The sequence below is a fragment of the Arthrobacter sp. Z1-9 genome (assembly GCF_054792695.1).
Genome location: NZ_CP096456.1, coordinates 1,263,692 through 1,289,464, shown reverse-complemented (window position 1 = coordinate 1,289,464; position 25,773 = coordinate 1,263,692). Strand labels below are relative to the sequence as shown.

Annotated in this window: 22 protein-coding genes; 13 read left to right on the top strand and 9 right to left on the bottom strand. The window is 65.0% G+C overall.

The genetic code is table 11. The annotated features are described in order from the left end of the window. Window positions 1-3: 3 nt before the first annotated feature. Window positions 4-936, bottom strand: coding sequence for a DMT family transporter (locus tag M1D93_RS05915; protein ID WP_461174224.1), 933 nt, complete (start codon window positions 934-936; stop codon window positions 4-6). Between M1D93_RS05915 and M1D93_RS05910 the strand changes: the two genes are divergently transcribed. Beyond that, window positions 935-2,350, top strand: a complete 1,416-nt coding sequence (locus M1D93_RS05910; protein WP_461174223.1) for an aminotransferase-like domain-containing protein — start codon at window positions 935-937, stop codon at window positions 2,348-2,350. The two genes, M1D93_RS05915 and M1D93_RS05910, sit on opposite strands and share 2 nt — an antisense overlap. 430 nt (window positions 2,351-2,780) lie before the next feature. Continuing rightward, window positions 2,781-3,200 (top strand): hypothetical protein, encoded by a 420-nt coding sequence (locus M1D93_RS05905; protein ID WP_461174222.1) that lies wholly within the window; start codon window positions 2,781-2,783, stop codon window positions 3,198-3,200. Window positions 3,201-3,210: 10 nt separating this feature from the next. Here the strand turns inward: M1D93_RS05905 and M1D93_RS05900 are convergent, their stop codons facing one another. Further along, window positions 3,211-4,035, bottom strand: coding sequence for an SDR family NAD(P)-dependent oxidoreductase (locus M1D93_RS05900; RefSeq protein WP_461174221.1), 825 nt, complete (start codon window positions 4,033-4,035; stop codon window positions 3,211-3,213). 144 nt (window positions 4,036-4,179) lie between these two features. Between M1D93_RS05900 and M1D93_RS05895 the strand changes: the two genes are divergently transcribed. Further along, the gene (locus M1D93_RS05895; RefSeq protein WP_461174220.1) at window positions 4,180-4,563 is read left to right on the top strand and encodes a TfoX/Sxy family protein; all 384 of its coding nucleotides are present in this window, start codon (window positions 4,180-4,182) and stop codon (window positions 4,561-4,563) included. Between the two features lie 12 nt (window positions 4,564-4,575). Here the strand turns inward: M1D93_RS05895 and M1D93_RS05890 are convergent, their stop codons facing one another. The 3 genes from M1D93_RS05890 to M1D93_RS05880 form a co-directional block, all read right to left on the bottom strand. Then, window positions 4,576-5,220: a LysE family translocator gene (locus tag M1D93_RS05890; protein ID WP_461174219.1), complete on the bottom strand. Its 645-nt coding sequence runs from the start codon at window positions 5,218-5,220 to the stop codon at window positions 4,576-4,578. Window positions 5,221-5,350: 130 nt separating this feature from the next. Next, window positions 5,351-6,754 (bottom strand): GntP family permease, encoded by a 1,404-nt coding sequence (locus tag M1D93_RS05885; RefSeq protein ID WP_461174218.1) that lies wholly within the window; start codon window positions 6,752-6,754, stop codon window positions 5,351-5,353. 50 nt (window positions 6,755-6,804) lie between these two features. Further along, window positions 6,805-7,341: a gluconokinase gene (locus tag M1D93_RS05880; RefSeq protein ID WP_461174217.1), complete on the bottom strand. Its 537-nt coding sequence runs from the start codon at window positions 7,339-7,341 to the stop codon at window positions 6,805-6,807. Between the two features lie 189 nt (window positions 7,342-7,530). Here M1D93_RS05880 and M1D93_RS05875 point away from each other — a divergent pair, with 189 nt between their 5' ends. After that, entirely contained in the window at window positions 7,531-8,265 is a 735-nt protein-coding gene (locus M1D93_RS05875) for a FadR/GntR family transcriptional regulator (RefSeq protein ID WP_461174216.1), read from the top strand. Between the two features lie 276 nt (window positions 8,266-8,541). On the opposite strand, the gene M1D93_RS05870 is transcribed toward M1D93_RS05875, so the two are convergent. After that, on the bottom strand, window positions 8,542-8,745 hold the full coding sequence (locus M1D93_RS05870) for a cold-shock protein (protein ID WP_066274236.1): 204 nt from the start codon (window positions 8,743-8,745) through the stop codon (window positions 8,542-8,544). Window positions 8,746-9,070: 325 nt separating this feature from the next. Here M1D93_RS05870 and M1D93_RS05865 point away from each other — a divergent pair, with 325 nt between their 5' ends. From M1D93_RS05865 to M1D93_RS05835, 7 genes are all read left to right on the top strand, one after another. After that, window positions 9,071-9,925 (top strand): alpha/beta fold hydrolase, encoded by an 855-nt coding sequence (locus tag M1D93_RS05865; RefSeq protein WP_461174215.1) that lies wholly within the window; start codon window positions 9,071-9,073, stop codon window positions 9,923-9,925. A gap of 120 nt (window positions 9,926-10,045) precedes the next feature. Next, window positions 10,046-11,488, top strand: coding sequence for a DUF3375 domain-containing protein (locus M1D93_RS05860; RefSeq protein ID WP_461174214.1), 1,443 nt, complete (start codon window positions 10,046-10,048; stop codon window positions 11,486-11,488). Beyond that, complete coding sequence (locus tag M1D93_RS05855; RefSeq protein WP_461174213.1) at window positions 11,485-12,135, top strand: DUF4194 domain-containing protein; 651 nt, start codon at window positions 11,485-11,487, stop codon at window positions 12,133-12,135. Before M1D93_RS05860 ends, M1D93_RS05855 begins: the two co-directional genes overlap by 4 nt. Then, window positions 12,132-15,557 carry an ATP-binding protein gene (locus M1D93_RS05850; RefSeq protein WP_461174212.1) on the top strand — a complete coding sequence of 1,142 codons (3,426 nt, stop codon included), beginning with the start codon at window positions 12,132-12,134 and terminating at the stop codon, window positions 15,555-15,557. The genes M1D93_RS05855 and M1D93_RS05850 overlap by 4 nt, the downstream gene beginning before the upstream one ends. Continuing rightward, window positions 15,550-16,890, top strand: a complete 1,341-nt coding sequence (locus M1D93_RS05845; protein WP_461174211.1) for a Wadjet anti-phage system protein JetD domain-containing protein — start codon at window positions 15,550-15,552, stop codon at window positions 16,888-16,890. Before M1D93_RS05850 ends, M1D93_RS05845 begins: the two co-directional genes overlap by 8 nt. A gap of 80 nt (window positions 16,891-16,970) precedes the next feature. After that, on the top strand, window positions 16,971-18,092 hold the full coding sequence (locus tag M1D93_RS05840; RefSeq protein WP_461174210.1) for a hypothetical protein: 1,122 nt from the start codon (window positions 16,971-16,973) through the stop codon (window positions 18,090-18,092). A gap of 176 nt (window positions 18,093-18,268) precedes the next feature. Beyond that, window positions 18,269-18,721 carry a DUF4383 domain-containing protein gene (locus tag M1D93_RS05835; RefSeq protein WP_461174209.1) on the top strand — a complete coding sequence of 151 codons (453 nt, stop codon included), beginning with the start codon at window positions 18,269-18,271 and terminating at the stop codon, window positions 18,719-18,721. Between the two features lie 138 nt (window positions 18,722-18,859). On the opposite strand, the gene M1D93_RS05830 is transcribed toward M1D93_RS05835, so the two are convergent. Both M1D93_RS05830 and M1D93_RS05825 read right to left on the bottom strand, forming a co-directional pair. Beyond that, complete coding sequence (locus M1D93_RS05830) at window positions 18,860-20,116, bottom strand: S8 family serine peptidase (RefSeq protein ID WP_461174208.1); 1,257 nt, start codon at window positions 20,114-20,116, stop codon at window positions 18,860-18,862. A 451-nt stretch (window positions 20,117-20,567) separates the two neighbouring features. Beyond that, window positions 20,568-21,413, bottom strand: a complete 846-nt coding sequence (locus M1D93_RS05825) for a metallophosphoesterase family protein (protein ID WP_461174207.1) — start codon at window positions 21,411-21,413, stop codon at window positions 20,568-20,570. Between M1D93_RS05825 and M1D93_RS05820 the strand changes: the two genes are divergently transcribed. Together M1D93_RS05820 and M1D93_RS05815 are read left to right on the top strand one after the other, a co-directional pair. Further along, a complete protein-coding gene (locus tag M1D93_RS05820) occupies window positions 21,412-21,579 on the top strand; it encodes a hypothetical protein (RefSeq protein WP_461174206.1) in 168 nt (55 codons plus the stop codon). The genes M1D93_RS05825 and M1D93_RS05820 overlap by 2 nt on opposite strands. Window positions 21,580-22,680: 1,101 nt before the next feature. Beyond that, window positions 22,681-24,426: a S8 family serine peptidase gene (locus tag M1D93_RS05815; protein ID WP_461174205.1), complete on the top strand. Its 1,746-nt coding sequence runs from the start codon at window positions 22,681-22,683 to the stop codon at window positions 24,424-24,426. A 247-nt stretch (window positions 24,427-24,673) separates the two neighbouring features. On the opposite strand, the gene M1D93_RS05810 is transcribed toward M1D93_RS05815, so the two are convergent. Further along, window positions 24,674-25,588: a LysR substrate-binding domain-containing protein gene (locus tag M1D93_RS05810; protein WP_461174204.1), complete on the bottom strand. Its 915-nt coding sequence runs from the start codon at window positions 25,586-25,588 to the stop codon at window positions 24,674-24,676. Between the last annotated feature and the right edge of the window lie 185 nt (window positions 25,589-25,773).

The following is a 25,773-nucleotide window of genomic DNA, read 5'->3' as shown; positions in this document are numbered from 1 at the left end:
GGTTCAGGAGATGAGGGCGGGGCGGAGGCGGACACGGACCGCGGCGCCGGCGCACGCGACCACGGCCAGGCCGCCGATGACGGTGGTCCGAGTCAGGGCTTCGCCCAGCAGGAGTGCCGCCCAGCAGATGCTCAGGACGGGCTGGAGGAGCTGGATCTGGCTGACCTGTGCGATGGGTCCGATGGCGAGACCGCGGTACCAGGCGAAGAAGCCGAGGAACATGCTGACCACGGCGAGGTAGGCAAACGCGGCCCATTCAGCCGGCGTGGCTGAGGGCGGCCGGGCCGCAACCGAAAGGACGGCGAGGACCAGCATCAGCGGCAAGGAGAGGACGAGCGCCCAGGCGATGGTCTGCCAGGAGCCGAGCTCCCTCGCCAGCAGGCCGCCCTCGGCGTACCCGACGGCGGCGCAGATGACGGCGCCCAGCAGCAGCAGGTCGGCCCAGTGCAGGTGGCCGATCCCGCCGGACTGCAGGAACGCAAACGCGATGGCCGCCAGTGAGCCGAGCACCATGACAGCCCAGAAGGCTGCGGGTGGACGCTCACGGGTGCGGAGCACGGCGGCCGTGGCCGTCGCGGCGGGCAGGAGGGCGATGACCACGGCGCCGTGCCCGGCGGGGACGGCGGTGAGGGCATACGAAGTGAGTAGCGGAAAGCCGACGACGACGCCGCCGGCCACGAGCGCCAGCCTTGCCCAGGTGCGGGCGGACGGGAGTCCCTGCCGGGTTATTGCCAGCGCTGCGGCGGCGAGGGTTGCTGCGATGACAGCGCGGCCGGAGCCGATGAACAGCGGGGACAGGCCGGCCACCGCCACGCGGGTGAATGGTACCGTGAAGGAAAAGGCAATCACGCCCAGGAGTCCCCACCAGACCCCGGTCGGGGTCCGCGGCAGTATCACTGGCCGTTCAGCGACAGTAGCGCTACTATGTTCTTTCATGAACAACGATAGCAGTTCCCGGATCGTTTCGGCACTTCGGCAGTGGATTTCTGCAGCTGCGCCTGGTGCCAGGCTGCCGTCCACCCGATCGCTGGTGGCGGAGTACCAGGCGAGCCCGGTGACGGTGCAGAAGGCTTTGCAGACACTGACGGCACAGGGACTGGTTGAGAGCAGGCCCGGAGTGGGGACGTTCGTGCGGGCGGTCCGGACGGCGCGGCCCGCCGACTATGGCTGGCAGACGGCGGCACTGGGGGCGCCGCCGTCGGCCCTTCCCTCCGCTTCCGGCACCATGCGGGACGTCCCCAACAGCGTCATCCCGTTCCACTCCGGCTATCCGGACCGGGAACTGCTGCCGGAGCGCCTTGTCCGCGCAGCCCTGACCCGTGCCGCCCGCGGCGATGCCGCGCTGTCCCGCCCGCCCGCGGCCGGGATGCCGGAGCTGCAGCAGTGGTTTGCGCATGAGTTGGGTTCCGCCACACCGGCCGGGGTCTCTCCCCCGACGCCGAGTGATGTGATTGTGCTGCCGGGCAGCCAGAGCGGACTCAGTTCGATTTTCCGGGCGCTGGTGGGAAGCGGGCAGCCGCTGCTGATGGAGTCGCCCACGTACTGGGGTGCTATTTTGGCCGCGGCCCAGACGGGGGTCCGGGTTGTCCCCGTACCCAGCGGGCCCGAGGGTCCTGATCCTGTGGCTTTGGCCCGCGCCTTTGAGGAGACCGGCGCCCGGGCTTTCTACGCGCAGCCCAACTACGCGAATCCCACGGGAGCGCAGTGGGCTCCGGGGCGCGGCGAGGAGGTCCTCGAGGTGGTCCGGCGGCACGGCGCGTTTCTTGCGGAGGACGACTGGGCGCATGATTTCGGGATCACGTCCGATCCTGTCCCGGTTGCCGCGCGGGACGACTCTGGGCACGTCGTTTATGTCCGGTCCCTGACCAAGAGCGTTTCCACCGCCATCAGGATCGCCGCGGTCATCGCGCGCGGTCCGGCACGGGAACGGATCCTGGGCCAGCGGGCGGCGGAGTCGATGTACGTCAGCGGTCTGCTGCAGGCCGCGGCGCTGGATGTGGTGACGCAGCCGGGGTGGCAGACGCACCTGCGGAGCCTGCGGCAGCAGCTTCAGTCGCGGCGGGACCTGCTGGTCACCAGCGTCCGGGAGCATGTTCCGCAGGCCCATATCGAGCTGCTGCCCAAGGGCGGGCTGAACCTGTGGCTGCGGATGCCGGACGGCACGGACCTGCCGCGGCTGACCCGGGACTGCGAGGACGCCGGCGTGATGATTGCCGCCGGCACCGAGTGGTTCCCGGCCGAGCCCGCCGGTCCGTTCGTGCGGCTGAACTACTCCGGCCCGAATCCGGGCGCCTACCCGGAAGGTGCGCGAATTATCGGCGAGGCGCTGGCCCGGAACGGCAGCCGCTAGCCTCTTTGGGAAGTTTTCAACGAGGGTCGGGACTGGGCTTTGATTCGACTCTTCCTCCACAGAAAGACCGGTGCTAGGCTCGCCTTGCAAGTCCCAGCGTTGCGCAATATGCGGGGCACCAATGAACACAAGTCGCAATAAATACCGGCAGCTCCATTCCCGGGACGCAGAGTCATCGCCTAAGCCAATCACCCAGGGGAGATGGCCAAGAATTGCTGTGTTTGCGGCCGTGACCGCTGCGGCCGTCGTGCTGCCGTCATGCAGCAACGCTGGAAATACGAGCAGTGCTGGCCGAGAAGAACCCACTACCAACGCGGCAACTGCTACGTCCACTCCCACACCAATCGCAGGAACTGCTTGCGCTTCGCTGCAGAGTCAAGAAGAGGTCACCGGGCTCACCTTTGTCTGCACCGCCGATGAGGCGGGAACGTTGATCTGGCTTGAAGCTTCCGAGTCAAAGCGCCTTACCGCCAAGCTTGCGGAGGTCGCTGCAGCAAAGGCGGCCGCCGAAAAGGCAGCCGCCGACAAAGCCGCCGCGGAGAAAGCAGCTGCAGAAGCCGCCGCTGCTGAAAAGGCTGCTGAAGCGGCCAAGGCAGCAGAGGCCAAGGCTGCGCAGGAAGCCGCCGCAAGGGCAGCACCACCTGCACCGCAATACGTTGCTCCCGCGGCTCCACCGGCTCCTTCAGGCTGCGACCCGAACTACTCCGGCTGTGTTCCCATCGCTTCAGATGTCGACTGCGCCGGCGGAAGCGGCAACGGACCCGCCTACGTGCAGGGACCCGTTCGCGTCATCGGCGACGACATCTATGAGCTGGACGGCAAGGACAACGACGGCCTCGGCTGCGAGTGACAGCCGCGTTTTACGAAGAAGCCCGAACCAGCTCTTCGCTCTTCTCCCACAGCCCGCGCGCCAGCTCGGCGTCGTAAGCCTGGGGATTGGCCTTGGACAGGGCGCGTTTCGCGTAGAAGGCGCCGGAGAACCAGTCCTTGCCCGGGGTGCCGTTGACAAGCCAGAGCAGGGTGTCGGCGCCCTGGTCCGGGGTGAGCATGAACCGGTTCAATATGGTTTTGTACGCATGGCGGAAGGGGCTGGTGGACTCGGCCGCGAAGTTGGTGCGGACCACGCCAGGGTGGAACGCCGCCGTCGTGATGCCCTGGTCCGCATACCGGCGGTGCAGCTCGGCGGTGAACAGGATGTTGGCAAGCTTGCCGGTGCCGTACGCCCGGTTGGTGGAGTAGCTGCGTTCGGCGGTGAGGTCCGCGAGGTCCAGCCTGCCGAAGCCATTGGCGGCACTGGAGGTGTTGATCACCTTAGCGTTGCTGGCAACGAGCGTGTCCATCAGCAGGGTGGTGAGCAGGAACGGCGCCAGGTGGTTGATCTGGAACGTGGATTCGTTGCCGTCCACGGTGAGGGTGCGCTTTCCCATAATTCCACCGGCGTTGTTGGCCAGGACATCGATGCGCGGGTAGTCGGACTGCAGCTGCGCGGCCAGGGTGCGGACCTGCGCAAGCTTGGAGAAGTCGCTGACGAAGTAGTCGGCGTTCAACTCCTTGGCGATGGCGCGGGTCTTCTCTTCGGAACGGCCGACGACGACCACCTGCTCCCCTGCCTTCACCAGCGTCCGCGCGGCTGCTGCGCCAATGCCGTCGCTGGCGCCGGTGATCACGATGGTGCGAGGAGTCAAGGATTGTCCTTTGGTCAGTGGAACGTCACGCGCCACGCTGAAGCATGCCGCCCTTGGCACAACGACGCCGGCAGGCCAGGTGTTCCCTGCCGCCCCTGCCACGGCATATCCTGCAGACACCAGCCGAGCCGAGGGAGGACCGTCATGGAGATGCCAAAAGCAACGGCCGGGGACAAGGAGCGCTTCAAGTCCCTGGTTCCGGACCACGCGGACGTGGTGGTCAAGCCGATGTTCGGGAACCTGGGCGCGTTTGTAAACGGCAACATGTTCGCCGGGCTGTTTGGGCCCACCATCGGCATCAAGCTGTCTCCCGAGGACCGGCAGGAACTCGAAAGCGCGGAGCGGACGGTCCCATTCGGGCCTGCCGAGCGCCCCATGGGCGACTACACCGGCCTCCCGGAGATGTGGAACGAAGAGGGCGACGGCGACGACGCACGGGCGAAAGCCTGGATCCACAAAGCCTTCGAGTACGTGGCGGGGCTGCCGCCCAAGGAACCCAAGACTCCGAAAGCCCGAGCAGCGAAGTAGCAGCGGGTAAGGCTAATGGGCAGGTTCGAGGGCGAGCTTGAGACCGAAGCCCACGAGGACGGTTCCGGTGATGCTGTCGATGATGCGGATGCTGCGGGTCCCTTTGAGCCAGCGGGAGGCATAGCCGGTGGCGAAGATCAGAAGGGTGAACCAGGCCATCGCCAGGATGCAGTGGATGCCTGCCAGCAGGATGCCCACCAGCAAGGGTGATGCCCCTGCCGGAATGAACTGCGGGATGGTCGCGATATAGAAGACGCCCACTTTCGGGTTGAGCAGATTGGTGCCGGTCCCGGTCAGCCAGCCCTTGACCATGCCATCCCCGCCCGCAGGCACCAAATTGTCGCCCGTCGGCGCAGCCGTGCCCTGGCGCAGGCTCTTCCACAGCAGCGACAGTCCCAGCCACATCATGTACGCCGCCCCGGCGATGGTCAGCATCCGGTAGGCGAATTCAGAGGCAGCCAGGAGTGCGGAGACGCCAACCGCCGCAGCAACTCCCCAGATCATCGCGCCAGTGCTGATTCCCAGTGCTGTGGCGAAGGCGAAACGGCGCGATTTGGAGATGGACGAGCGCAGGACAAGAGCGGTGTCCAAGCCGGGGACCAGCGTCAGAAGCCCGGCAACCAAAGCAAACGAAAAAACAGCTTGAAGGAGAGTCACCGTCCAAGGATATGGGGGCCAGGACACGGGGAAATCGGCCGCCACTTAAAGCAAGTAGCGCCAGGTGTCGTTTTGGGGGCTCAAAACGACACCTGGCGCTACTTGGTTGGGAGGGGCCAGCTGGGGAAAGCTAACCCGCCAGGCCGGCGAGCAGGAAGATCACTGCGGCGATCGCGAAGCCCATCACGCCGATGAGGGTTTCCATCACGGTCCAGGTCTTCAGGGTGGTCTTGACGTCCATGCCGAAGAAGCGGCCAACCAGCCAGAAGCCGGAGTCGTTGACGTGGGAGACCACCACGGAGCCGGCGGCCACGGCGATGACCAGGGACGCGACCTGCATGCCGTTCAGTCCTGCCAACGCCACGGCCGGGGCGATCAGGCCTGCGGTGGTGGTGAGTGCCACAGTGGCGGAACCCTGGGCGATGCGGAGGATGGCCGAGATCAGGAAGCCTGCCAGGATGAGCGGGATGCCCAGGTCGCCCAGGACATCGGCGAGTGCGGTGCCGATGCCGGACGTGCGCAGGACGCCGCCGAACATGCCGCCGGCACCGGTGATCAGGATGACGGAGCAGACCGGGCCCAGGGAGGATTCGAGCAGTTTCTCCAGCGCTCCGGCGTCCTTGCCGCGCTTGGCACCCAGGACGAACATCGCCACGATCACGGCGATCAGCAGCGCAACCGGCGTTTCACCGATAGTGCGCAGGACCTGGAACCACTGCTCGTCCTTGACGCCTTCGCTCAACACGCCGGAGGAGGCCAGCGTGTTCAGGCCGGTGTTCATGAAGATCAGGACCAGCGGCAGGAGCAGCAGCCCCACGATGGTGCGGAAGCGCGGCGGGTGGGACTCGGCGTCGGCCGTTGCATGGCCCAGCAGTTCCGGCACGGGCAGAACGAGCTTCCGGCCCGTGTAGAGGCCGAAGAGGTAGGCGGTGACGTACCAGGTGGGGATGGCCACAATGAGGCCGGCGATCATTACCAGGCCAACGTTGGCCTCAAAGAAGGCGGACGCGGACACCGGGCCCGGGTGCGGCGGCAGGAAGATGTGCATCACGGAGAACGCGCCGGCGGCCGGGAGGCCGTAGCGGAGCACTCCCCCGCCCAGGCGGTGGGCGACGGCGAAGACGACGGGCAGCATGACCACCAGGCCGGCGTCGAAGAAGATGGGGAAGCCGAAGATCAGCGAGGCAAGGCCAAGGGCGAAGGGGGCACGCTTCTCACCGAAGATGCCGATGAGGTAGTCGGCCAGGACCTTGGCGCCGCCGCTGGTTTCGACGATGCGGCCGAGCATGGCGCCCAGGCCCACGAGGAGTGCCACGGTGCCCAGGGTCGTGCCGAAGCCGTTGATTAGTACGGGCACCACCTGGTTGGCGGGGATGCCGGTGGCGAAGGCGGTGGCGAGGCTGATCACGATCAGGGCGAGCAGCGCGTGCATGCGCAGCTTGATGATCAGGAACAGCAGCGCGGCGATCGCGGCCGCGGCGATGAGCAGCAGGGGGCCTGCACCCATCGTTTGAGTCCATCCTTCGATGGTCATGGTTCTCCTTTGAAACAGAGTTTTGTTGGGGTTTGGGGAAACGGAAGTGTTTAGGACGCCTGGCCGGCGGAAAGCTTCAGCGAGGCGATGATGGTTTTCACGAGCTCTTCCGGGGACTTGGAGATGTCCAGGCGGAGGCTGCCGGCAGCGAGTTCGTCGTCGCTCAGTGGTTCCAGCGTTGCCAGCTGGCTGGGCAGGAGCGTGGGCGGCATGAAGTGGCCTTCGCGGCCCTGCATGCGCTGGCCGATCAGGTCGGCTTCGCCGTGGAGGTGCAGGAACAGGACGCGGCCGTCCGCCTGGGCAAGCAGCTGCCGGTAGCTCTGCTTGAGGGCGGAGCAGGTGAGCACTGTGCTCTTGCCGGCCTGGGCCTGGGTGGTCATCCACTTCTGGATCTCCTGCAGCCAGGGCCAGCGGTCCTCGTCCTGCAAGGGAATGCCCTGGCTCATCTTCTGGATGTTGGACTGCGGATGGAACTCGTCCGCTTCGGCGCATGCCCAGCCCAGCTGTTGGGAAAGCGCTGCCGCAATGGTGGACTTGCCGGAACCGGCAACCCCCATCACCACCAGATGCGTGGCGGGATACTGCATGTTTACCTCCGAAGAAGACGCCGTTGGCTTAGTGAAGAAAGCTCGTCGCGCATCTCCCGAGGAGGTGCGCTGGAAATAAGGTAGCACCTTTTGGCACGACAGATACTATCTTTCCGTGTCACAAGTCATACCTTTAGGTGTTTTTGAGTAAGCTGGAAATGCGCGCAGGCGCAGAGGAAGGCAGGAAAGATGTCGAGGGCGACACCACAGGACGCGGACACCGCGCACGACGGCGGGGCCTCCCCCGCCATGCATGAACGCGTTTTGGAGGCGGTCGGCGTAGCCATTGCTTCCGGTGAATTACCACCCGGAAGCCGGCTCACTCTGGAGGGGCTCCAGCAGGAATACGGCATCTCCCGGACTGTAGCCCGCGACACCATGAAGGTCCTTGAGTCCATGAACCTGGTGTACTCGCGCAGGCGGGTGGGCATCGTGGTGCAGGAGCGCCGGCTCTGGAATGTCTTTGACCCCAAGCTGGTGCGCTGGCGGCTCGCCTCGGACCGGCGCGAGATCCAGTACAGCAGCCTCACGGAGCTGCGCATCGCCGTCGAACCTATTGCTGCTGCCGGCGCCGCACGCCGGGCGAGCGCCGCTGAGCGGGCGAAGCTGACGTCGCTCGCTGCCGACCTCCGCCGGCTCGGCGAGGCCGGGGAGCTTGAGGCCTTCCTGGCGGCGGACATCGAATTCCATTGCCTGCTGCTGGAGAGCTGCGGCAATGAGATGTTCCTTGCGCTGGAGGGCATGGTGGCCGAGGTGCTCACCAGCCGTACCAAGCAGGGGCTGATGCCCTTCAAGCCGCGGAACGAGGCACTGCAGGCGCACGAGGATGTTGCTGCTGCCGTCGCTGGCGGGGACGCTGTTGCTGCCGAGAACGCGATGCACCACATCCTCGATGAGGTGCGAAACGCGATGGGGCTCCACTAAGTCAGCTGCTGCTTTCTGTTTAAGGCGGCCCGGGCCCGCTTAGACGGTGCTGGCCAGCGCCGCCCAAGCGGGCCACGGCCGCCAATGCTGCGGCCAGAAGCGGGTGGCTGGGCCTGCAAAGACCCAAGCCGCTAACCCGCCGCACTGGTCGGCACGCCTGACAACCGGCCGAGAGCCGCCGAAGAAGCACACGTGGATTAACAAAAAGCAGGGCCGGTCAGTGACCGGCCCTGCTTTCAAACTTTGAAACCCTAAGGCCCCAGTTTCTCTAAAAAATTAGAGGGACTGGATGTTTACGGCCTGGGGACCCTTGGGGCCCTGCTCGGTTTCGAAGGAGACCTTCTGGTTCTCTTCGAGTGAGCGGAAGCCGGAGGAAGCGATCGCAGAGTAGTGTGCGAAAACGTCCTGTGAGGAGTCATCGGGGGAAATGAAGCCGAAGCCCTTTTCAGCGTTAAACCATTTGACGGTACCAGTAGCCATTATTTTTGTCCTTCGTGAAGGTGGAGGAAAAGTCCCGACTTTCGGGTCCTCCGGTGTGGGGTGTTCAAAACCGCTACTTCAGAAGAACGAGGACTTTCGACCCCGCGTACTGCCTGAACTACCAACTGCATAAACACAACAACAGGATCAACCCTACAGGAGATTTGGAGCACTAATTACCATCGGCTTCAGTCGGCACATTTTGCCACCAAATTCAGCCTGTCACTCCCCGGGCAAAGTGCTGAGCGGGCCGTCCCCTTCGGGGATTCAGCGGGCCTCGCCACGGGGCTGTCAGGAACAACCGGACCGGGCGTATGGTTCGTTTATGGATCGGATTCGAGCCATTCTGCTTCCGGGCTCCATTCTCCCGGCCCGGCCGGCCTACGACGCCCTGATTGAAGCCCTGGGTCCCGGGGTACAGGCCGTCGCCAAGGACCTCGAACTCTACGCGGACAACGAGCCTCCGCCTGGCTGGAGCCTGGACACGGAGATTGACGGCGTGCTGCGCGAGGCCGACGCCCTCGGTTGGGAGACCTTCCACCTGGCCGGACACTCCGGTGGCGGCGCAGCCGCCCTGGCGTTCGCCGCCAGGCACCCTGACAGACTGCTCAGCCTGGCGCTGCTAGAGCCTGCCTGGGCCGGGAACTGGGACTGGAGCGCCGGGCATACGGAGCTCTGGAAGAAGTACGAGCAGCTCCAAGCGCTCCCGCCGGAACAGTTCCTCCCCGCCTTCATGAGGCTGGGAGTCAAGCCCGACGCCGTCCTTCCGCCACCACCGCCGGTTCCCCCGCCGCCGTGGATGGCGAAACGGCCCGCGGGCACCAAGGCCTTCCTGCGGTCCTTCAAGGACTACGACCTGGAGAGAGAGCGTCTGGCGGCGTTTCCGCGGCCGGTGTTCTACGCCTTGGGCGGCCTAAGCAACCCGGATGCCTACGGCGAGATTGCCAGTCGGCTGGCAAGGGTGTTCTTCCCGGACTTCCATCTGGAAGTGTTCCCCAAGCGCCACCACTTCGATCCCCCGCATCGGATCGAGCCCGGGCGGTTGGCCGGGTTGCTCCGGCGGCACTGGGAGCAGGCGGAAGCCGGCCAGGCCGCCAGCCCTACGGACGTCCCCCTGCCGAGGGTCACCGCAGAAGCCGGCACGGTGCAAAACCTGGACGACGTCCGCGGCGACCGCTGATCGGCTACGCACCGGGGCGTCATCAGGCAGCAATTCGCTCGTCCGCCAGAGAAATTGTCGGCGGCGGCGTGTAGCTTGGGCTGATAAATCATCCCGCCGCAAAACCCGCTTTAGGACGCCTTGGATTTCTACGCCGTCAACGCCCTGCGTGAGAACCACGCAGGCTGGTCCCTGCTGCGTGCGCAGAACGCCCCGCTGGCCATCAGTTTCTTTATCAAAGCCTTCACCGGCCCGAACCAGCGGGACATCGGCCGGCAGGAGCTCATCGACCATTTGGATGACATCCTGTTCGGCCTGCGCGACGTCTACGGTGAGGACAAGTTCCCGCGCCTTGCCGGCGAGTACCTGGACGATTGGGCTGCCAGCGAGAAGGCGTGGCTGCGCAAGTACTACGTAGCGGGCCAGGATGAACCGCACTACGACCTCACCCCAGCCGCCGAGGACGTGGTCCGGTGGGTGGAGAACCTCCGCGGCCGGGACTTCGTGGCCACTCAGTCACGGCTCACCAGCATCTTCGCGGTCCTCAAGGCCCTGGTCCAGCAGTCCGAGACCGATCCTGAGGTCCGGCTGGCCGAGCTGCAGCGCCAGCGGGACGGGATTGACGCCGAGATGCAGCGGATCAGGGACGGCAACGTCAGGGTGATGACCGCCCCGGAGGCGCTGGACCACTTCCAGCAGTTGACCACCCTCGCCAAAGACCTCCTCGCCGATTTCCGCGAGGTGGAGCAGAACTTCCGGAAGCTTGACCGGCAGGTACGGGAGCAGATCGCCACCTGGGACGGCACTCAGGGAGAGCTCCTGGAAACCATCTTCGCCAACCAGCAGGGCATCAGCAGCTCCCTCCAGGGCCGCACCTTCCAGGGGTTCTGGGACTATCTCATGTCCCCGCAGCTGCGCACCGAACTGCAGGACCTCCTGCAGCGGGCCACGGAGATTGAGGCGCTGGCCGGCATTAAGGACCTGCAGTCCGTGACCAGGCTGCACCAGGACTGGCTGCCCGCAGTGGACCAGACCCAGTCCACCGTCCGCCAGCTGTCCGAGCAGATGCGCCGGCTCCTCGACGACAAGGTGTTCCTGGAAAACAAGCGCATCATGCGGCTGATCCGCAGTATCGAATCCGGCGCCCTGGGCACCCGGGAGGCGCCGCCGTCGGGCATCTTTATGGACATCGCCGCGCAGTCCGTGGACGTCGCGCTGCCTTTCGAGCGGCCACTGTACGAGCCAAGCCGGAAGATGATGGTGGACGACGACGTCCTGGCCGCCGATGATTCGGAGGTTGACGCCGGCGCCCTGTTCAGCCAGTTCCACGTGGATAAGGAGCGCCTGCAGGCGAACATCGATTCCGTCCTGGCCGACGCCGAACAGGCAACCCTCATTGAAGTCACCAAAGCACATCCGCTGCAGCAGGGACTGGCCGAGATTGTTGCGTACTACCAGCTGGCCAGCGAGTCCGAATGGGCCAGCATCCACGACGACGTGCCCCAGCAACTGCAGTGGCAGCTCCCCGACGGCAGCATCCGCGAAGCCACCATAGACCAGATCATTTTTGTGAGGCCGGCATGAATTCCCCTGACATCATCGAAACTGCAGCCCGGACGCCCGAGGAACTTCCCGGCGTCGTCACCCGCCTCTTCAGGGGCGTCCTGTACGCCGAGTCGGATGAGAAGGTCTGGCAGTCCCTGCTCACCCTCGAATCCCAGGCCCGGGATTATGTTGCCGTGCTCGGGCTGGACCTGATCCTGGATGAGTCCGAGGGCTACGCATTCCTCCGGTCCAAGGAGGATCCTGAAGGCAACCTGCCCCGGCTTATCCCGCGACGCCGGCTCACCTTCGACGTCAGTCTCCTGCTGGCCCTGCTGCGCGGCCGGATGCTTGAGTTCGATACCAACAGCAGCGAGCTCCGCCTCATCATGACGGAGCAGGAAATCGTGGACATGGTGGCGGTTTTCCTGCCGGAATCCAGCAACCAGGCCAAGATCCTGGACAAGCTGGGCGCCACCATCAAAAAGGTGGTGGAGCTGGGCTTCCTCCGCAGGCTCCGCGGCCAGGCGGACACCTATGAGGTGGCCAGGATCCTGAAGGCGTACGTTGACGCCCAGTGGCTGGAGGAGTTTGACGCCCGCCTTGCGGACTACCGGGCGTCCCTGGAGGAACCGGCAGGTGCTCGACCGAAAACGCCTGAAAGCACCACCGAAGGGGAACTGCCGTGACCGCGGATCTGCAGGACAGCCTGTTCAGCCTGGAGGACCCCGTGGACCAGCCGGAAGGATACCCAGCGGACGACGCCGGCACTCCCCCGGGCTACCGGCTGCACCGTCTGGAGCTGCTCAACTGGGGCACGTTTCACCAGGGTGTGCGCACGTTCCGTCTGGACGGCGCTAACAGCCTGCTGACCGGGGACATCGGTTCGGGAAAGTCGACGGTGGTGGATGCCATCACCACGCTCCTGCTGCCGGCCAACAAGATCGAATACAACAAGGCCGCAGGGGCGCAGAAGAAGGAACGCAGCCTCATGTCCTATGTACGGGGCTACCACAAGAGCACCCGCAGCACCGGCGGTGAAAACTCCAGGCCCGTGTCGCTGCGTGGAACCGGGGCGCTCACCGTGGTGCTCGCGGTGTTCCACAACGCCGTGCTGGACAAGTCGGTCACCCTGGCCGTCACGTTATGGGCGGTGCAGGAAGCCGGCCAGCCGAGCCGTTTCTACTCCCTGGCCGAGACCGACCAGTCCATTGCGGAGGATTTTTCAAACTTCGGCCAGGACCCTTTCAAACTGAAAAAGAAACTCAAGGCCGCTGGCGCCACCGTCCACGACACCTTCGAGCCCTATGCGGCAGCGTTTAAGCGCCAGTTCGGCATCAGCGGGAACCAGGCCATGGAGCTGTTCCACCGGACGGTGTCCATGAAGCAGGTGGAAAACATCACCTCCTTTGTCCGCACCAACATGCTGGACGAGGACGACGTGGAGAGCCGGATCAAGAACCTGATCCACCACTTCGATGACCTCAAAAAGGCCCACGGCGCAGTGCTGCGCGCCAAGGACCAGATCGCCATGCTGACCCCAATCCGCGAGGGGGCCGCCAGGCACGCCAAACTCACGCTCCAGGACCAGAAAGCCAGGGACCAGCGGGACCAGCTGCACCCCTGGTTCACCAACCAGAAGCTGATCCTCAGCCTCGAACATGCCGCCGAGCTGGACAGCACCGGCCAGCGGCTGCGCGAGGACAACGCCTCCGTGACCGCCCGCATCACCGAACTTCGGCACGATCTTGGCGCCGTAGCGGAGGACATCCGTTCCAACGGCGGCGGCCGGCTCGCGGCAATCGACGCGGACATCGCCCGCCTGGAGCGCGAAGCAGCCGTACAGCGCACCCGGTACCAGACCTACGCGGCCGCCGCGGCGGAGCTGGGCCTGCGGGCACCGGAGGACCGGGTGCTGTTCGACGCCAACCGTGACGGGCTGGCCGCCGTCGAATCCGGACTGGCGGAGCAGAACAGGGACCTGCAGGAGCAGCGCACCGAGCTGACCATGACGCGCACTGTCCTGACCGAACGCGCCGCCGGACTCACAGCGGAACTCACCAGCCTCCAGTCCCGCCGGAACCTGCTGCCGCTTGACCAGGTGGGGATCCGCCGCCGGCTGTGCGAGGGAACCGGCGTGCCGGAGAAGGCGCTGCCGTTCGCCGGAGAGCTGCTGCGCGTCCGCGACGGCGAAGCCGCCTGGGAAGGCGCAGCCGAACGGACCCTGAGGGGCTTCGCACTGTCCCTGCTGGTGCCGGCTGAACATTATGCTGCGGTGAGCAGCTGGGTGGACTCGAACAACCTCAAGGGCAAGCTCGTCTACCTGAGGGTGGGCGACTCTTACTCTGCCCGCAGTGCTGAACCCGGAACCCTGGCTGCCAAGATCGCCATCAAGCAGGGCACACCGTTCCGCGATTTTCTGCTGGAGGAACTGGCGGGCCGTTTCGACTACGTCTGCTGTGACACGCTGGCCGACTTCCGGCGCTTCCCCAAGGCGCTGACCGCCAACGGACAGCTCAAGGGCGGCCGCGGCCGGCACGAAAAGGATGACCGCAGGGACATCGGGGACCGGCGGAACTTCGTGCTCGGCTGGGACAACCAGGACAAGGTCAACCGGTTCCTCGCCGAGCTGGACGCGGCAAAGGGCCAGCTCCAGGTGGCCGCGACGCAGCTGGCCAACGTCGACCGCCAGCTGGGCGACCTCGGCCGGAAGAACCAGCAACTAGGCACCGTGCGCTCGGTGGCGGATTTCGGCGAGGTCAACTGGGAGCTCACTTCCCGGCGGATCGAGGAGTTCAAGGAGGAGCGGCGGGTGCTGGAGTCAGCCAGCAACATCCTCCAGGAGCTGGCTGCCCGCGAGGCCGCCATGAAAACTGACCTGCAGCGTTTCGAAGAGCGGGCCAACAAGATCCAGCAGCGGCTCGGAGCGAATGAGAAGGACACCGAGAACCTCGCGGAGGCCATCGCCGAGTGCCGTGCCGCGCTGGCGGAGGAGCCGCTCACGGACGACGCCGGGTTGCTAGCTTCCGTCGCGGGCCTCGCCGCGGCGGCGCCCGGGGAGAGAGTCCTCACCTACCGGAACACCGTGGCTGTTGAGAGCGCGGTGCGGCAGGAGCTGACGAAAACCATCGATGCGCTGTCCAAGCGTCTGGCCACGGCGGAGGCAGGCACGGTGCGTCTGATGGCGGATTTCCGGAACAAGTATCCGAACGAAACCACGGAGATCGACGCTTCGCTCGACGCCGCCGGAGACTACGACCGCCTGCTCGAGCAGCTGGAAAAGAACGATCTGCCCAAGTTCGAGGCGCATTTCAAGGAGTCCCTGAACCAGAACACCATCCACGAGGTGGTGGCGTTCAACGCCTTCCTGGACAGCCGCCGCCAGGACATCGTCAGCCGGATCACCAAGATCAACGAATCCCTGGCCACCATCGAGTACAACCGCGGCCGGCACATCCAGCTGGAGCACCAGAACACCACGGACCTGGACGTACGGCAGTTCGGAACGGACCTGCGGGCCTGCTCGGAGGGAACCATCGGGGACGAGGACCAGTACTCCGAACAGAAGTACCTCCAGGTGGAGCGCCTGATTGAACGGTTCCGCGGCCGCGACGGCTTCACCGCCCTGGACGAGCGATGGACCGCGAAAGTCACGGACGTGCGGAACTGGTTCACGTTCTCCGCCTCCGAGAAGTGGACCGAGACGGGTGAGGAGTTTGAGCACTTCACCGATTCCGGCGGCAAGTCCGGCGGGCAGAAGGAAAAGCTGGCCTACACCATCCTTGCGGCCGCGCTCGCGTTCCAGTTCGGCCTGGGCGGGGGGCAGGGCGCTTCGGGGGCCGGGAGGAGCGCGGGCAAGGGCCGCAGCTTCCGCTTCGTGGTGATCGACGAGGCGTTCGGCCGCGGCTCCGACGAGTCTGCCCGCTACGGGCTGGAGCTGTTCCAACGCATGAAGCTGCAGCTGCTGATTGTCACTCCCCTGCAGAAGATCCACGTGATCGAGCCGTTTGTGGCACACGTGGGCTTCGTGGCCAACACCAACGGCAACGATTCACAGCTGCGGAACATGACCATCCAGGAGTACCGGGACGAACGGGACCGGCGTGCCTAAGCGGCGTCCCGAGGGGCCCGAAGCGAGCTTGCGAGGTTCGGGAAGGGACCTCCGCGCTGACAGCTCTGCAGGCCAGGCACAGGGGTGGACCACCCTGCCTGACCTTCGCACCCTGTCCCTGAAGGCGTGGAACAGCGGCGCCCTCCTCCGCGAACTGCTGGAGCCCAGCGGCGCCTACCCCCGCCGTCGTTCGCTGAAGCGGCCGACGGCGGCGGCCCTCCTGCGCGATTACGCGGCGGCGCGCGCGTGGGCAGAGCACCTGTTTGCCGCCGTCGGGCCGTTCACGCTGGAGACCGCCGAGGTGGGCCGCAACACGATTGGGCCGAACCAGCTGCCCGCAGCGGTTGTTTTTGCCTCTGCGGAGGACGAGATTGCCTTTGCGGGCAAGACCAAAGATGCCGCTCGGTTCCAGGAACTGGCTGAGGGGCTGGCCGGGCTGGATCCGATGTTCCGTGCCTGGGCGCTGCGGCGGCCCCTGAAGCTGCTGGACCTGGGCGCCGGCGCACTCACAGCAGGCCGGATTGCGTTGTGGCTGCGGGACAACCCGGAACCCGGGGTCTACGTCCGCCAGCTGAGCCTGTCCGGCGTGCATACCAAGTTTATCGAGGGCAACCGGCCAGTGATTGACGAACTACTCGGAACCCTGTCCCCGCAGACAGCTGCCGGCGATGCGCCGGAAGCTGCCGCTCAACAGTTGGCTGACGTGGCCGCTGAAGCCGGCTCCCTCCTGGGGCAGGCGGCGCCGCGGACTCCTGCCGCCCGTTTTGCCGCCAGGCATGGATTCCTGCACCCGCCGGAGCTCGTGCGGTTCCGTTCGCTGGATGCTGTTGTCCCTTTGCTAGGCAACGCGCGGGATGTCACAGTGACGGCCGGTGCGTTCAGCACCCTGCGCCTGCCCGTCACAAAAGTGCTGATCACCGAGAACCTGGTCAACTTCCTGGCCCTCCCGGAACGCCGGGACACGCTGGCGATCTACGGCGGCGGTTACGGGTTCTCCTCCTTGCGGGACGCCGAATGGCTCCGGTCCTGCGAAGTTTTCTACTGGGGCGATCTGGACACGCACGGGTTCCAGATTCTTGACCAGCTCCGTGCAGTGCACCCGCACGTGGTCAGTCTGCTGATGGACGAGGCAACGCTCCTGGCCCACCGGGATGTGTGGGGCACTGAGCCGTCGCCAGCCAGGACCGGGCTGACCCGGTTGACGGCGGATGAGGCAGGACTTTACGAAGGGCTGGTGAAAGACACCTATGGCCCGGCAGTGCGACTCGAGCAGGAGTTGATCCGCTGGGACTGGGCGCTGGATGGACTTGCGGCTGGACCACGCGGCCGGTGATGATGGCGTAGCGCATGAGGCGCGACTGGCTTGGGGCGTGGGGTTCCCTTCGCTGGCCCCGGCGCCCCAGAAGGCCTTCGTTGCTTCATTTTCCTTCCGCCAACTCGGCGGCGCACCGTCCCTCCCCGCGCGACGTCGCAAGGCTGGGTGAACTGCTCGACGACGACGTGTGGGCGTTCAGCAATTGCAGGGTGGACGCCCCGGGCAGGCCGGTGGCCGAGATCGACTGGTTCTTCTATAACGTCCGGCACGGGACGCTGATGGTCAGCGAATGGAAGGCATTCCCCCACCGCGTGGTCTCGGCGACCGATACCGGTACCGGATGGCAGCTGGAGGGCGGACTGCTGGTTGCCAACCCCATAGAGCAGGTTTCAAAACAGCTCGACGCCGTACGCCTGGCCCTGCGCAACGGGATCCTCCCTCAGCACTTTCCTGACTTTGACCCGCGTCAACTACTGCTGATGCAAAGCGTGTACTCCCCGCAGGTGGATGAGCGGACGGAGATTGAACGGATTCGGTGGGGCAAGGTGTATGGAAGCCTGCCGGACCTCGCTGCGGTGATCGGCACGTCAACCAGCCCTGCGCCGCTGCACCTGCCCGGCGCCCACGCGCGCCTTGCTGTAGCGAAAGCGCTCTGCGCCCTGTTCCGCACCAGCTGCCCGGCTGACCTGAAGGCCAGGCTGGGCGTGCCGAGGCACGACGCGGGCATCGACGCGGTGCAGCGGATCAGCGAAATCCATCGGCAGATCGCTGCGCTTCACGTAGAACTCGCGGATCTGATGCTGGCCGGAGCCGGCGGCAATTCCCGCCACGCAGAACCGCAACCGCAGCCAAAGCCACCAGCACCGGCTGCCGCCGTCGTAAAAGCACCGAAGCCCGCGCCGGCCCTGACGGAGCAGCAGCGGATGCAAGCCCACGTGTCGCGCAGCTTCCAGGGCGTCAACGGAAGCGCTGACGCCGCAGCAAAGGCCCTGGAGAAGGCCTGGGCCGCGGTGCTGGCCGATCCACTGCTGCACGGCGCCACGAGTATCAGCGTTACGTCGTTCGGCTCTGCGGGATCACCCTTGGTTAAGGAAAAACACGGTTCGCTGTCAAAGGTGCTCGGAATGCAGCTGCGTAAATGGTGCATCCTCCAAGCAGAAGCGGCAGGCATGAAGCCGCGGGACGTCGCGGGGAAGCCGTCAAACATTCGAGTGCGCTAGCACCCGGACAAAGTGTGGCGCCGGCAAGCGCGGCATTCCACTGGCCCTCGCTTCAAAATTGCTTTAGAAATTACCCATCCGAATTGCGATAGCGCCCGAATAGCTGGCATAACCCCTTGGGGTTGGCAGGCATAACCACCTGATCCAGACACATATATCGCATTCAGGAGATCACCATGGCAACACACACAAACACCGGCATGGCCACCCGCACCGCCGTGCAAAAGGCATCGATGGCAGTGGGCGCAGTGTTCCTGCTGGTCGGCGTCCTGGGCTTCGTTCCAGGCATCACAGCGAACTTTGACCAACTGCACTTCGCCGGCCACCACTCCGAGGCCCTGCTGCTGGGCATCTTCCAGGTCTCGGCCCTGCACAACGTTGTCCACCTGCTCTTCGGCGTGGCCGGCATCGTCCTGGCCAAGACCGCTGGCGGCGCCCGGTCTTTCCTGCTCTACGGCGGCATCATCTACCTGGTCCTCTTCGTCTACGGCCTGGTAATCCCGCAGGACACCGCCGGGAACTTCGTCCCGGTGAACGGTGCTGACAACATCCTGCACCTGCTGCTCGGCGTCGGCATGGTGGCCCTGGCACTCGTCCTCACCAAGGGCCACACCAAGGCACGCGCCTAAGGCCGCGCATCGGCGCTATCAGACGCCGGACTCATGCAATAGCCCCGACCACAGCTTCGGCTGTGGTCGGGGCCATTGTCATATCCCGGGGAACCTGGCGGCGCGTCCGGTTACAACGGTTTCGACGGGCCTTCCAGCTCACCGCTCGCTGACCGCATCGTCCGCATCCACGCGGCCGTGCTCCCAGTAAGTGCCGGTGCCTTCGATCGGCTCGGCGGTGGATTCGATATCGTCCCGGACCGACTCATTCGTGGTGCCGGGATGCGAGCTCCAGACAAGCGCAGCAACACCGGCAACAATCGGCGAGGCCATGGACGTTCCACTGGCGAGGTCATAACCGGGCTGGCTGCCGCTCTGGATGCCCAGCACAAACTCATGGTTGGGGAACGTTGAATAGACGTCGACCCCCGGCGCCGCCACATCCACCCACGTTCCGTAGGTTGAGAAGGGGGCCTTCAGGTCATTATTGTCGGTTGCCGCCACAGCGATGACCTTGGGATAGGCCGCTGGATAAATCCGCTCGGCGGTACCGGCATTGCCCGCTGCGGCCACGATGACCACGCCCTTGCTCCAGGCGTTCTGGACGGCGGTTTCGAGGGTGCGTGACGAGACGCGCTGCCCGAGGCTCATGTTGATCACCTTGGCGCCGTTTGCCACCGCCCAGTCGATGCCCGCGGCAACGGCGGAGCTGGAACCGGCCCCGCTGTCATCGAGCACTTTGGCGTCCAGGATGGTGCACTCCGGACACACACCGGCCACGCCGGCAGCGTTGTGTTCGGCGGCAACGATGCCGGCGACATGGGTGCCGTGGCCGTACCTGTCGTAGTCCGCTGCCTCATCGATGATGGTGCCGCTGAAGTTGGCCCGCGCAACCACCTTGTGCGAGATGTCCTCGTGGTCGATCGCCACCCCTGAGTCAATGATGGCCACCCTGGTACCGCTTCCCCTGGTGATGTTCCACGCTGCGACCGCGTCCACGTCGGCGTCCCTGGTGCCCGCCGGCACAGTCAGCGTGTTGGCGGTATCCGTAAACGACTGCCCAACGTTGTGAAGAGCGTATTGGCGTTCGAAGTAGGGATCGCCCGTGGCGGCAGTAACCACCTCGTCCGGCTCGGCGTACTCAACGTCCGGATTGCTGCTCAACTCCTGGATGAGTTGTGCCTTTTTCCCACGGGGCGCTTTCACGACGACGGCGCCGGTGCTTCCGATGGTCGCGCTCGAGTTAAGGCCTTTTTGGCGAAGCAGGCCCGGTGCAGCAGCATTGTCACGAAACTTGACCACAATCTGCCCCGTGTCTGGGGATGACTCAGGTGCTGCATTGCCGGGGGAAGCCAGTGCGATTCCGCCAAGCGACATCATTGCTGCTGCGAAGCTAGCCACTATACGTCGTTTCATTTCGCAATCTTGCCCCTACCCGCACCGGCCGGGGTAGGGGAGTTCGGCACGCTCCCCTACCTAATCCCGCCCTAACCAGGTGCAATTGTGCGGCCTAGGGCACACGCTACGAGGCTGCCGGGCAGCCAGGTCGGCAACAAGTTCCTGGTCGGCTGCCTCGGGAAGGTGCTGGCCACGAAATCCGCAGGCAGACCGGAAGGAACTGTTCAGGGAGATCCCCGCGCCGGTCCGCCTGGCCTACCGTCTCATCGGACGCAGGATGTACCGGAAGCAGTATTCGACGCTCTTCCCGGGACGCCCGGTTCCCGAGACGCTTTAGTCCGCGCTGCGGCTTTTAGGCTCAGGGCCAGGCTGCCTCCGCCGTGCCCTTGGATCCTAAAGGACGACGGCGGCGGCCGCCTTGCTGTTATGCGTCACCGCTCCCTCGTCCGGGGCCGGGCGGTGGGTCTTGCTACTGCGCCGAACGCGTACCCGAATCCGTGCCCTCGCCCGACGTTGGAACGAAGTTCCAGTCAAAGGACCCGTCCTCCCGCAGTGTCAGCCGAAGGAACCCGTGGGTGTCGCTCAACCGCTCCTCGATGTACGACGGATCGCTGAGAAAGGAGCGGAGACCGATACCTCCCGTGGAAACCTGGAACGCTGTCATCCCGTCATCCACGCACTCGTCCTCGTTGTTCACCGGACAGGACCGTTCATAGTTGTGTTGTGACCCTGACAGGGTCAGACGGACCCGGTGCTTCCACATCACATCGATCCACGGCTTATGGTTTTTGGCCCGCTCATGTTCGTTCGTGTCCGACGTGAAGTACGGTTCGTGGTGCACCACTGCCAGGTGCTTTCCGGCCGCCTTGGCAGCAGCAAGGTCCTCGTCCAGCCATTTCGTGGTCTCCATGGCCTTCGTGGTGTCGTACCGCCACTGCGCGGAGGACAGGAACGCGAAGTGCCAGTTCCCGAAGTCCTTGGAGTACGGTTGCCCGTTCTCGATGAACCCACGCTCCTGGTTGATCGCAGCTTTCGCCTCAGACCCGGGGCATTCGCCGTTCATGAAGTTGTCGAGGTCTTCGTTCCGGCCGGGCCTCCAGTCATGGCTGGGGCCGGACACCCAGTACAGCTTGGGCATCGTGCCACCCCACAGCTTCGCCCAGTAGTCCACGTAGTCCTCGCACTGCGCGATGTCGTACTGGAAGTCCCCGAGTCCCAGGAAAGCGTCAATCTCGTTGTTCTGCACGAGCCGGGTGATCGCCGCGCCGTTCAGGCCGGACGGGCTGTCGGTCTTCGTGGTCTTGGGACCGTTCATGTCACCGACAGCAGCGATGCGAACGTCACCAGGGGACGGTGGCGGACCCGTCGTGGTGGCCGTTGGGGACGGCGGCTCAGGCGGCTCCGGAGGGCTGGTGCAGCCCGCAATAGAGAACGCCAGGAGGGCAGCGGCGGCTGCGGCCACACTGCGGAAGGATCTGTGACGAGGGAGTGCTGCTTGCATCCGATAACCCTTCGAGAAGCCGGACCGCAGTCCGGCTTCCAAGAGGCAGCCAAGCTCCGCGGCACCTTGATATTCCTTCAGGCCGAGACTGGCTGTCAAGGGCGTGTGGCCCCTGACCTGCGAAAGCAATGACGTAGGGGGCATTTTGCAGCAGATCCCTACCCTAACCCCAAGGTTTTACAGGGGAACGGCCGTCACGGAGGCAGGCCTCAAGGAAGCGAACTAGAGACTGCCGCTAACAGGCTCCACCGTGGGTGCCCTAACTTGTTGATGCGGTGTGAGGAACTCCAAGGCCGGGCCGCGCCGTCGTACTCACACCTATCTGCTTTGTCTGTTTGTTCTTCCGGTCCGCTCTTGTAAACTCGTCCCACCCACAACGTCCGGGTCCTGACTTCGGAGCCCGGCGTTGGGGTACGGGCTTCGGGCTCAGCCGGAGTCCCTGGGGGAAAGACCAAGATCGCGTGACAACGGACGAGTTTTCTTTTCCGCCGTTCAATGGCGGAGGCGCAACGGGCGGCTGGGGGGCCACCGGGGTGCTGGCTGGCCGAGGCGCTCAGTGTTGCCCGCGGGTCCGCATGTCCAGAGCCGGACACTCGCCCCGCCGGGCAGTAGGCACGAAAATCCTCGGTGCCGGAATGTTGGCCATGGCAGAAGCCGGCAGAAAAACCCTCGGATGGACCTCAGGGACCCGTGCCTGGCTGCGGCGGCGAACTTTCCCTGGCTAACTATCGGTCTGCTCAGCCCCTCCCGCATCTACCGATAGAAGGACACCATGTCATTCCCAAAACACTTTAAGGGCTCTCTTGGTGCCGTGCTGGTTGTCACCGGAGCCGTTGTGCTGGCGGCCCCGCCGGCTGTGGCAGCCACTTCCACGGTGGCGGTTGAACCGCCGTCCGTGGCAGGAGGAAGCAGCGAGACTCTCTCACAGTTACCGTCCGGGCCTCTCGAACGGCTGCTACCTGCTGTCCCCCTGACCGGTGACAACGACCTTGCCGGTGACAGCGACAGGTATCTGGTTAGCTTTCACCAGGGAGCCAACGTTGCTGAGGAGGCCGCGTCGCTTCGGTCCCAGGGGGTGGGCGTGAGAAAAACTTTTTCAGCAGCCTTGAAGGGCGCGGTTGTCACAGCCACCCGAGGGCAGGCAGCTTCCCTGGCGCGTTCTAAACGCGTTTCGGCTATCGAACTGGACGCGCCCGTGTCGGTGGCTGAGACCCAGCAGTCGCCACCATGGGGTTTGGACAGAATCGACCAGAGTGCCCTTCCGTTCTCGGGCACCTTTACGCCGCCGTCCTCCGGGGCCGGCATCAGTGCATATGTTGTCGATTCTGGCGTCTTCGCCGCACACAACGATTTCGGCGGTCGGGTAGCAGCAGGCTGGACTGCACTTGCCGACGGCCCGGGCAACAGCGACTGCAACGGCCACGGCACGCACGTCGCCGGAACGATCGCCGGCAAAACCTATGGCGTGGCCAAAGCCGCGACCATCATTCCGGTCCGTACCGTCACCTGCGACGGCTCCGGTTTCTACTCCGACATCATCGCTGGCCTCGACTGGGTTGCGTCCCACCATGCCGAAGGAACACCTGCCGTCGTCAACCTGAGCGTTGGCGGTCCCGTCAGCAGTGTGTTGGACGCTGCTGTCCGGGGAGTTATCAGCGACGGTGTTACAGCTATCGTGGCTGCGGGCAACTCCGCAGGGGACGCCTGCAACGCTTCCCCGGCACGGGTTTCGGAGGCTTTGACTGTCGCAGCGAGCGATTCCTCGGATCGGCAGGCGTCGTTCTCGAACCACGGAAGCTGCGTGGATCTGTATGCGCCTGGTGTCCGCATCCAGTCCGCCGGGCTCACCTCGACGACGGCCGTAGCCACTTTGGACGGGACGTCGATGGCGACTCCGCACGCCGCAGGCGCCGCGGTCCTGGCCCTGTCCCGGAACCCTGGACTGGCTCCGGCTGGTGTAACCGCCGAGTTGATATCCACCGCCATCCCCGGCGTTATCACAAACCCGTCAGCCGGCACCCCGAATCGTCTCCTCAACACCGTGCAAGTCCCTCAAATGTTCACTCCGGCCGCAGTAGCGGGGGACGTGACCGGTGATGGCAAGGCTGACCTGACTGCCCGCGACAGCAACGGAACCCTCTGGACCTACACCGGCACCGGCACCGGCCTCTACGACCGGCGTATCAAAGTCGGCGACGGCTGGAACGTTATGACCGTGATCAGCGCTGCAAGGGACCTTACGGGCGACGGCAGAGCCGACTTGACTGCCCGCGATCGGGACGGGGTTCTCTGGACCTACACCGGCACCGGCACCGGCCTCTACGACCGCCGGATCCAGGTGGGCCCAGGCTGGAACGTCATGACCGCCATCAGTTCCGCCGGAGACCTTACCGGTGACGGCAAAGCCGACCTGACGGCCCGCGACAGCAACGGAACCCTCTGGACCTACACCGGCACCGGCACCGGCCTCTACGACCGCCGGATCCAAGTCGGCCCGGGCTGGAACGTCATGACCGCAATCAGCGCTGCGGGAGACCTTACCGGCGACGGCAAAGCTGACCTCACTGCCCGCGACCGGGACGGAATCCTCTGGACCTACACCGGCACCGGCACCGGCCTCTACGACCGCCGGATCCAGGTCGGCCCAGGCTGGAACGTCATGACCGCCATCAGTTCCGCCGGAGACCTCAACGGTGACGGCAAAGCTGACCTCACTGCCCGCGACCGGGACGGGATTCTCTGGACCTACACCGGCACCGGCACCGGCCTCTACGACCGCCGCATCAAAGTCGGCGACGGCTGGAGCATCATGACAGCCATCAGCTGAGAACACCGGGAGGCACCCAAGCCAGGAACTCACCCCCGGGAGATGCCCACAGGGAAAACCAAGTCGTCCTGTGCCCGGGTGCCAACTCGAATACGCCCTGATTCCGCCCTCGCACAGCCGGAGTTCGCACCGCTGGGCCACTAGGTTGAGCGGACCGTGCCGGCCTTGGACGCGCGGTGAGCGTCGGGCGGAGGTTCGCGACGCCGCCGGACTTTTCCGACGTCCGTAGGATCACCTGCGGCGCCTGTCATCGGAAGTCGACGCTGCTGTCTTTCGCTACCTCAAGGAGCGTGGCCTGGAAGGCAATTTCAGCGGCAGCGCGGACCCTGTCATGCCGGTGGGCCAGCAGGACCCGCCGCGAGGGGGCACTGGGGCCCAGGGAGACGATGCTGACGCCCGGGTGTTTGTTCACCACAGCCGTCCGCGGGGCAAGGGCAACGCCCAATCCAACACTGACCATGGCCTGGGCTTCCTGGTAGTCGTTGGCGTGGAATGAGATTCGGGGCGAGAAACCTGCAGACTGGGCGCTGCGATGCAGGACCTCGACCACGGGGTGTTCCTCCTCCCGGACAATCCATTCCTCGTTGGCCAGGTCCGCCATGTCCACCTGTTTGCGCCGGGCAAGCCTGTGGTCCTTGCCCACGATGAGGGCTGTGGCATCTTCAAAGACCGTGGTGAGGGCGAAGTTTTCGGGGCTGATCCGGTTCCATTCGTAATCCCACAGCAGGGACATCCCCACCTGCCCGTTTTCCAGCATTTCAATCAGGTCGTTGAAACGGCTGCTGCGCACGTGCAGGTTTATGGCCGGGTACTGGGCCTTGAACCTGCTGATCACCAGCGGGAGGAATGATCCACCCAGAGTGGGAAAAGTCCCCATGGTGAGGCTCCCCCGGTTGAGGCCCGCAATTTCGGCCAGATCCGCTTCGGCCGCCGCCATCTGCCGGAGGATCCTGCGCGTGTGGGCTGTGAGGACATGACCGGCATCGGTGGGCACCATCCCCCGGGCCGTACGCTGCAGGAGCGGCTGCCCCACCTCCGCCTCGAGCCGCCGGAGCTGCTGCGAAACACCCGACGGCGAATAGACGTGCTTGTCCGCCGCGGCCGTGATGGAACCAAGTTCCACCACATCCAACAGCAGTTCCAGCCTTCTGACGTTCAGCACAGCCTGCTCCTCCCTGAAGTTTTCCTTCAACCCCCCTCACAATTCTATGCACTGGACTTCAGATGCGGCATGATTCCCGAGTTGCCGCACCGGCGCAATTCACCCCCTTGCCACACAAGCGCCGCGAACTGCTCCAAATTCGCATGAGCATCTGAAGTAAAAGTGCATACTGGTGCATTTTTTGG

What these genes read in the sequence shown, in the direction of transcription:
- M1D93_RS05825 (WP_461174207.1), bottom strand. Translation starts at nt 21,413, where the DNA reads ATGAACGGTCCCAAGACCACGAAGACCGACAGCCCGTCCGGCCTGAAC.
- M1D93_RS05820 (WP_461174206.1), top strand. Translation starts at nt 21,412, where the DNA reads ATGTCACCGACAGCAGCGATGCGAACGTCACCAGGGGACGGTGGCGGA.
- M1D93_RS05885 (WP_461174218.1), bottom strand. Translation starts at nt 6,754, where the DNA reads ATGACCATCGAAGGATGGACTCAAACGATGGGTGCAGGCCCCCTGCTG.
- M1D93_RS05855 (WP_461174213.1), top strand. Translation starts at nt 11,485, where the DNA reads ATGAATTCCCCTGACATCATCGAAACTGCAGCCCGGACGCCCGAGGAA.
- M1D93_RS05895 (WP_461174220.1), top strand. Translation starts at nt 4,180, where the DNA reads ATGGAGATGCCAAAAGCAACGGCCGGGGACAAGGAGCGCTTCAAGTCC.
- M1D93_RS05865 (WP_461174215.1), top strand. Translation starts at nt 9,071, where the DNA reads ATGGATCGGATTCGAGCCATTCTGCTTCCGGGCTCCATTCTCCCGGCC.
- M1D93_RS05880 (WP_461174217.1), bottom strand. Translation starts at nt 7,341, where the DNA reads ATGCAGTATCCCGCCACGCATCTGGTGGTGATGGGGGTTGCCGGTTCC.
- M1D93_RS05830 (WP_461174208.1), bottom strand. Translation starts at nt 20,116, where the DNA reads ATGAAACGACGTATAGTGGCTAGCTTCGCAGCAGCAATGATGTCGCTT.
- M1D93_RS05875 (WP_461174216.1), top strand. Translation starts at nt 7,531, where the DNA reads ATGTCGAGGGCGACACCACAGGACGCGGACACCGCGCACGACGGCGGG.
- M1D93_RS05915 (WP_461174224.1), bottom strand. Translation starts at nt 936, where the DNA reads ATGAAAGAACATAGTAGCGCTACTGTCGCTGAACGGCCAGTGATACTG.
- M1D93_RS05835 (WP_461174209.1), top strand. Translation starts at nt 18,269, where the DNA reads ATGGCAACACACACAAACACCGGCATGGCCACCCGCACCGCCGTGCAA.
- M1D93_RS05870 (WP_066274236.1), bottom strand. Translation starts at nt 8,745, where the DNA reads ATGGCTACTGGTACCGTCAAATGGTTTAACGCTGAAAAGGGCTTCGGC.
- M1D93_RS05910 (WP_461174223.1), top strand. Translation starts at nt 935, where the DNA reads ATGAACAACGATAGCAGTTCCCGGATCGTTTCGGCACTTCGGCAGTGG.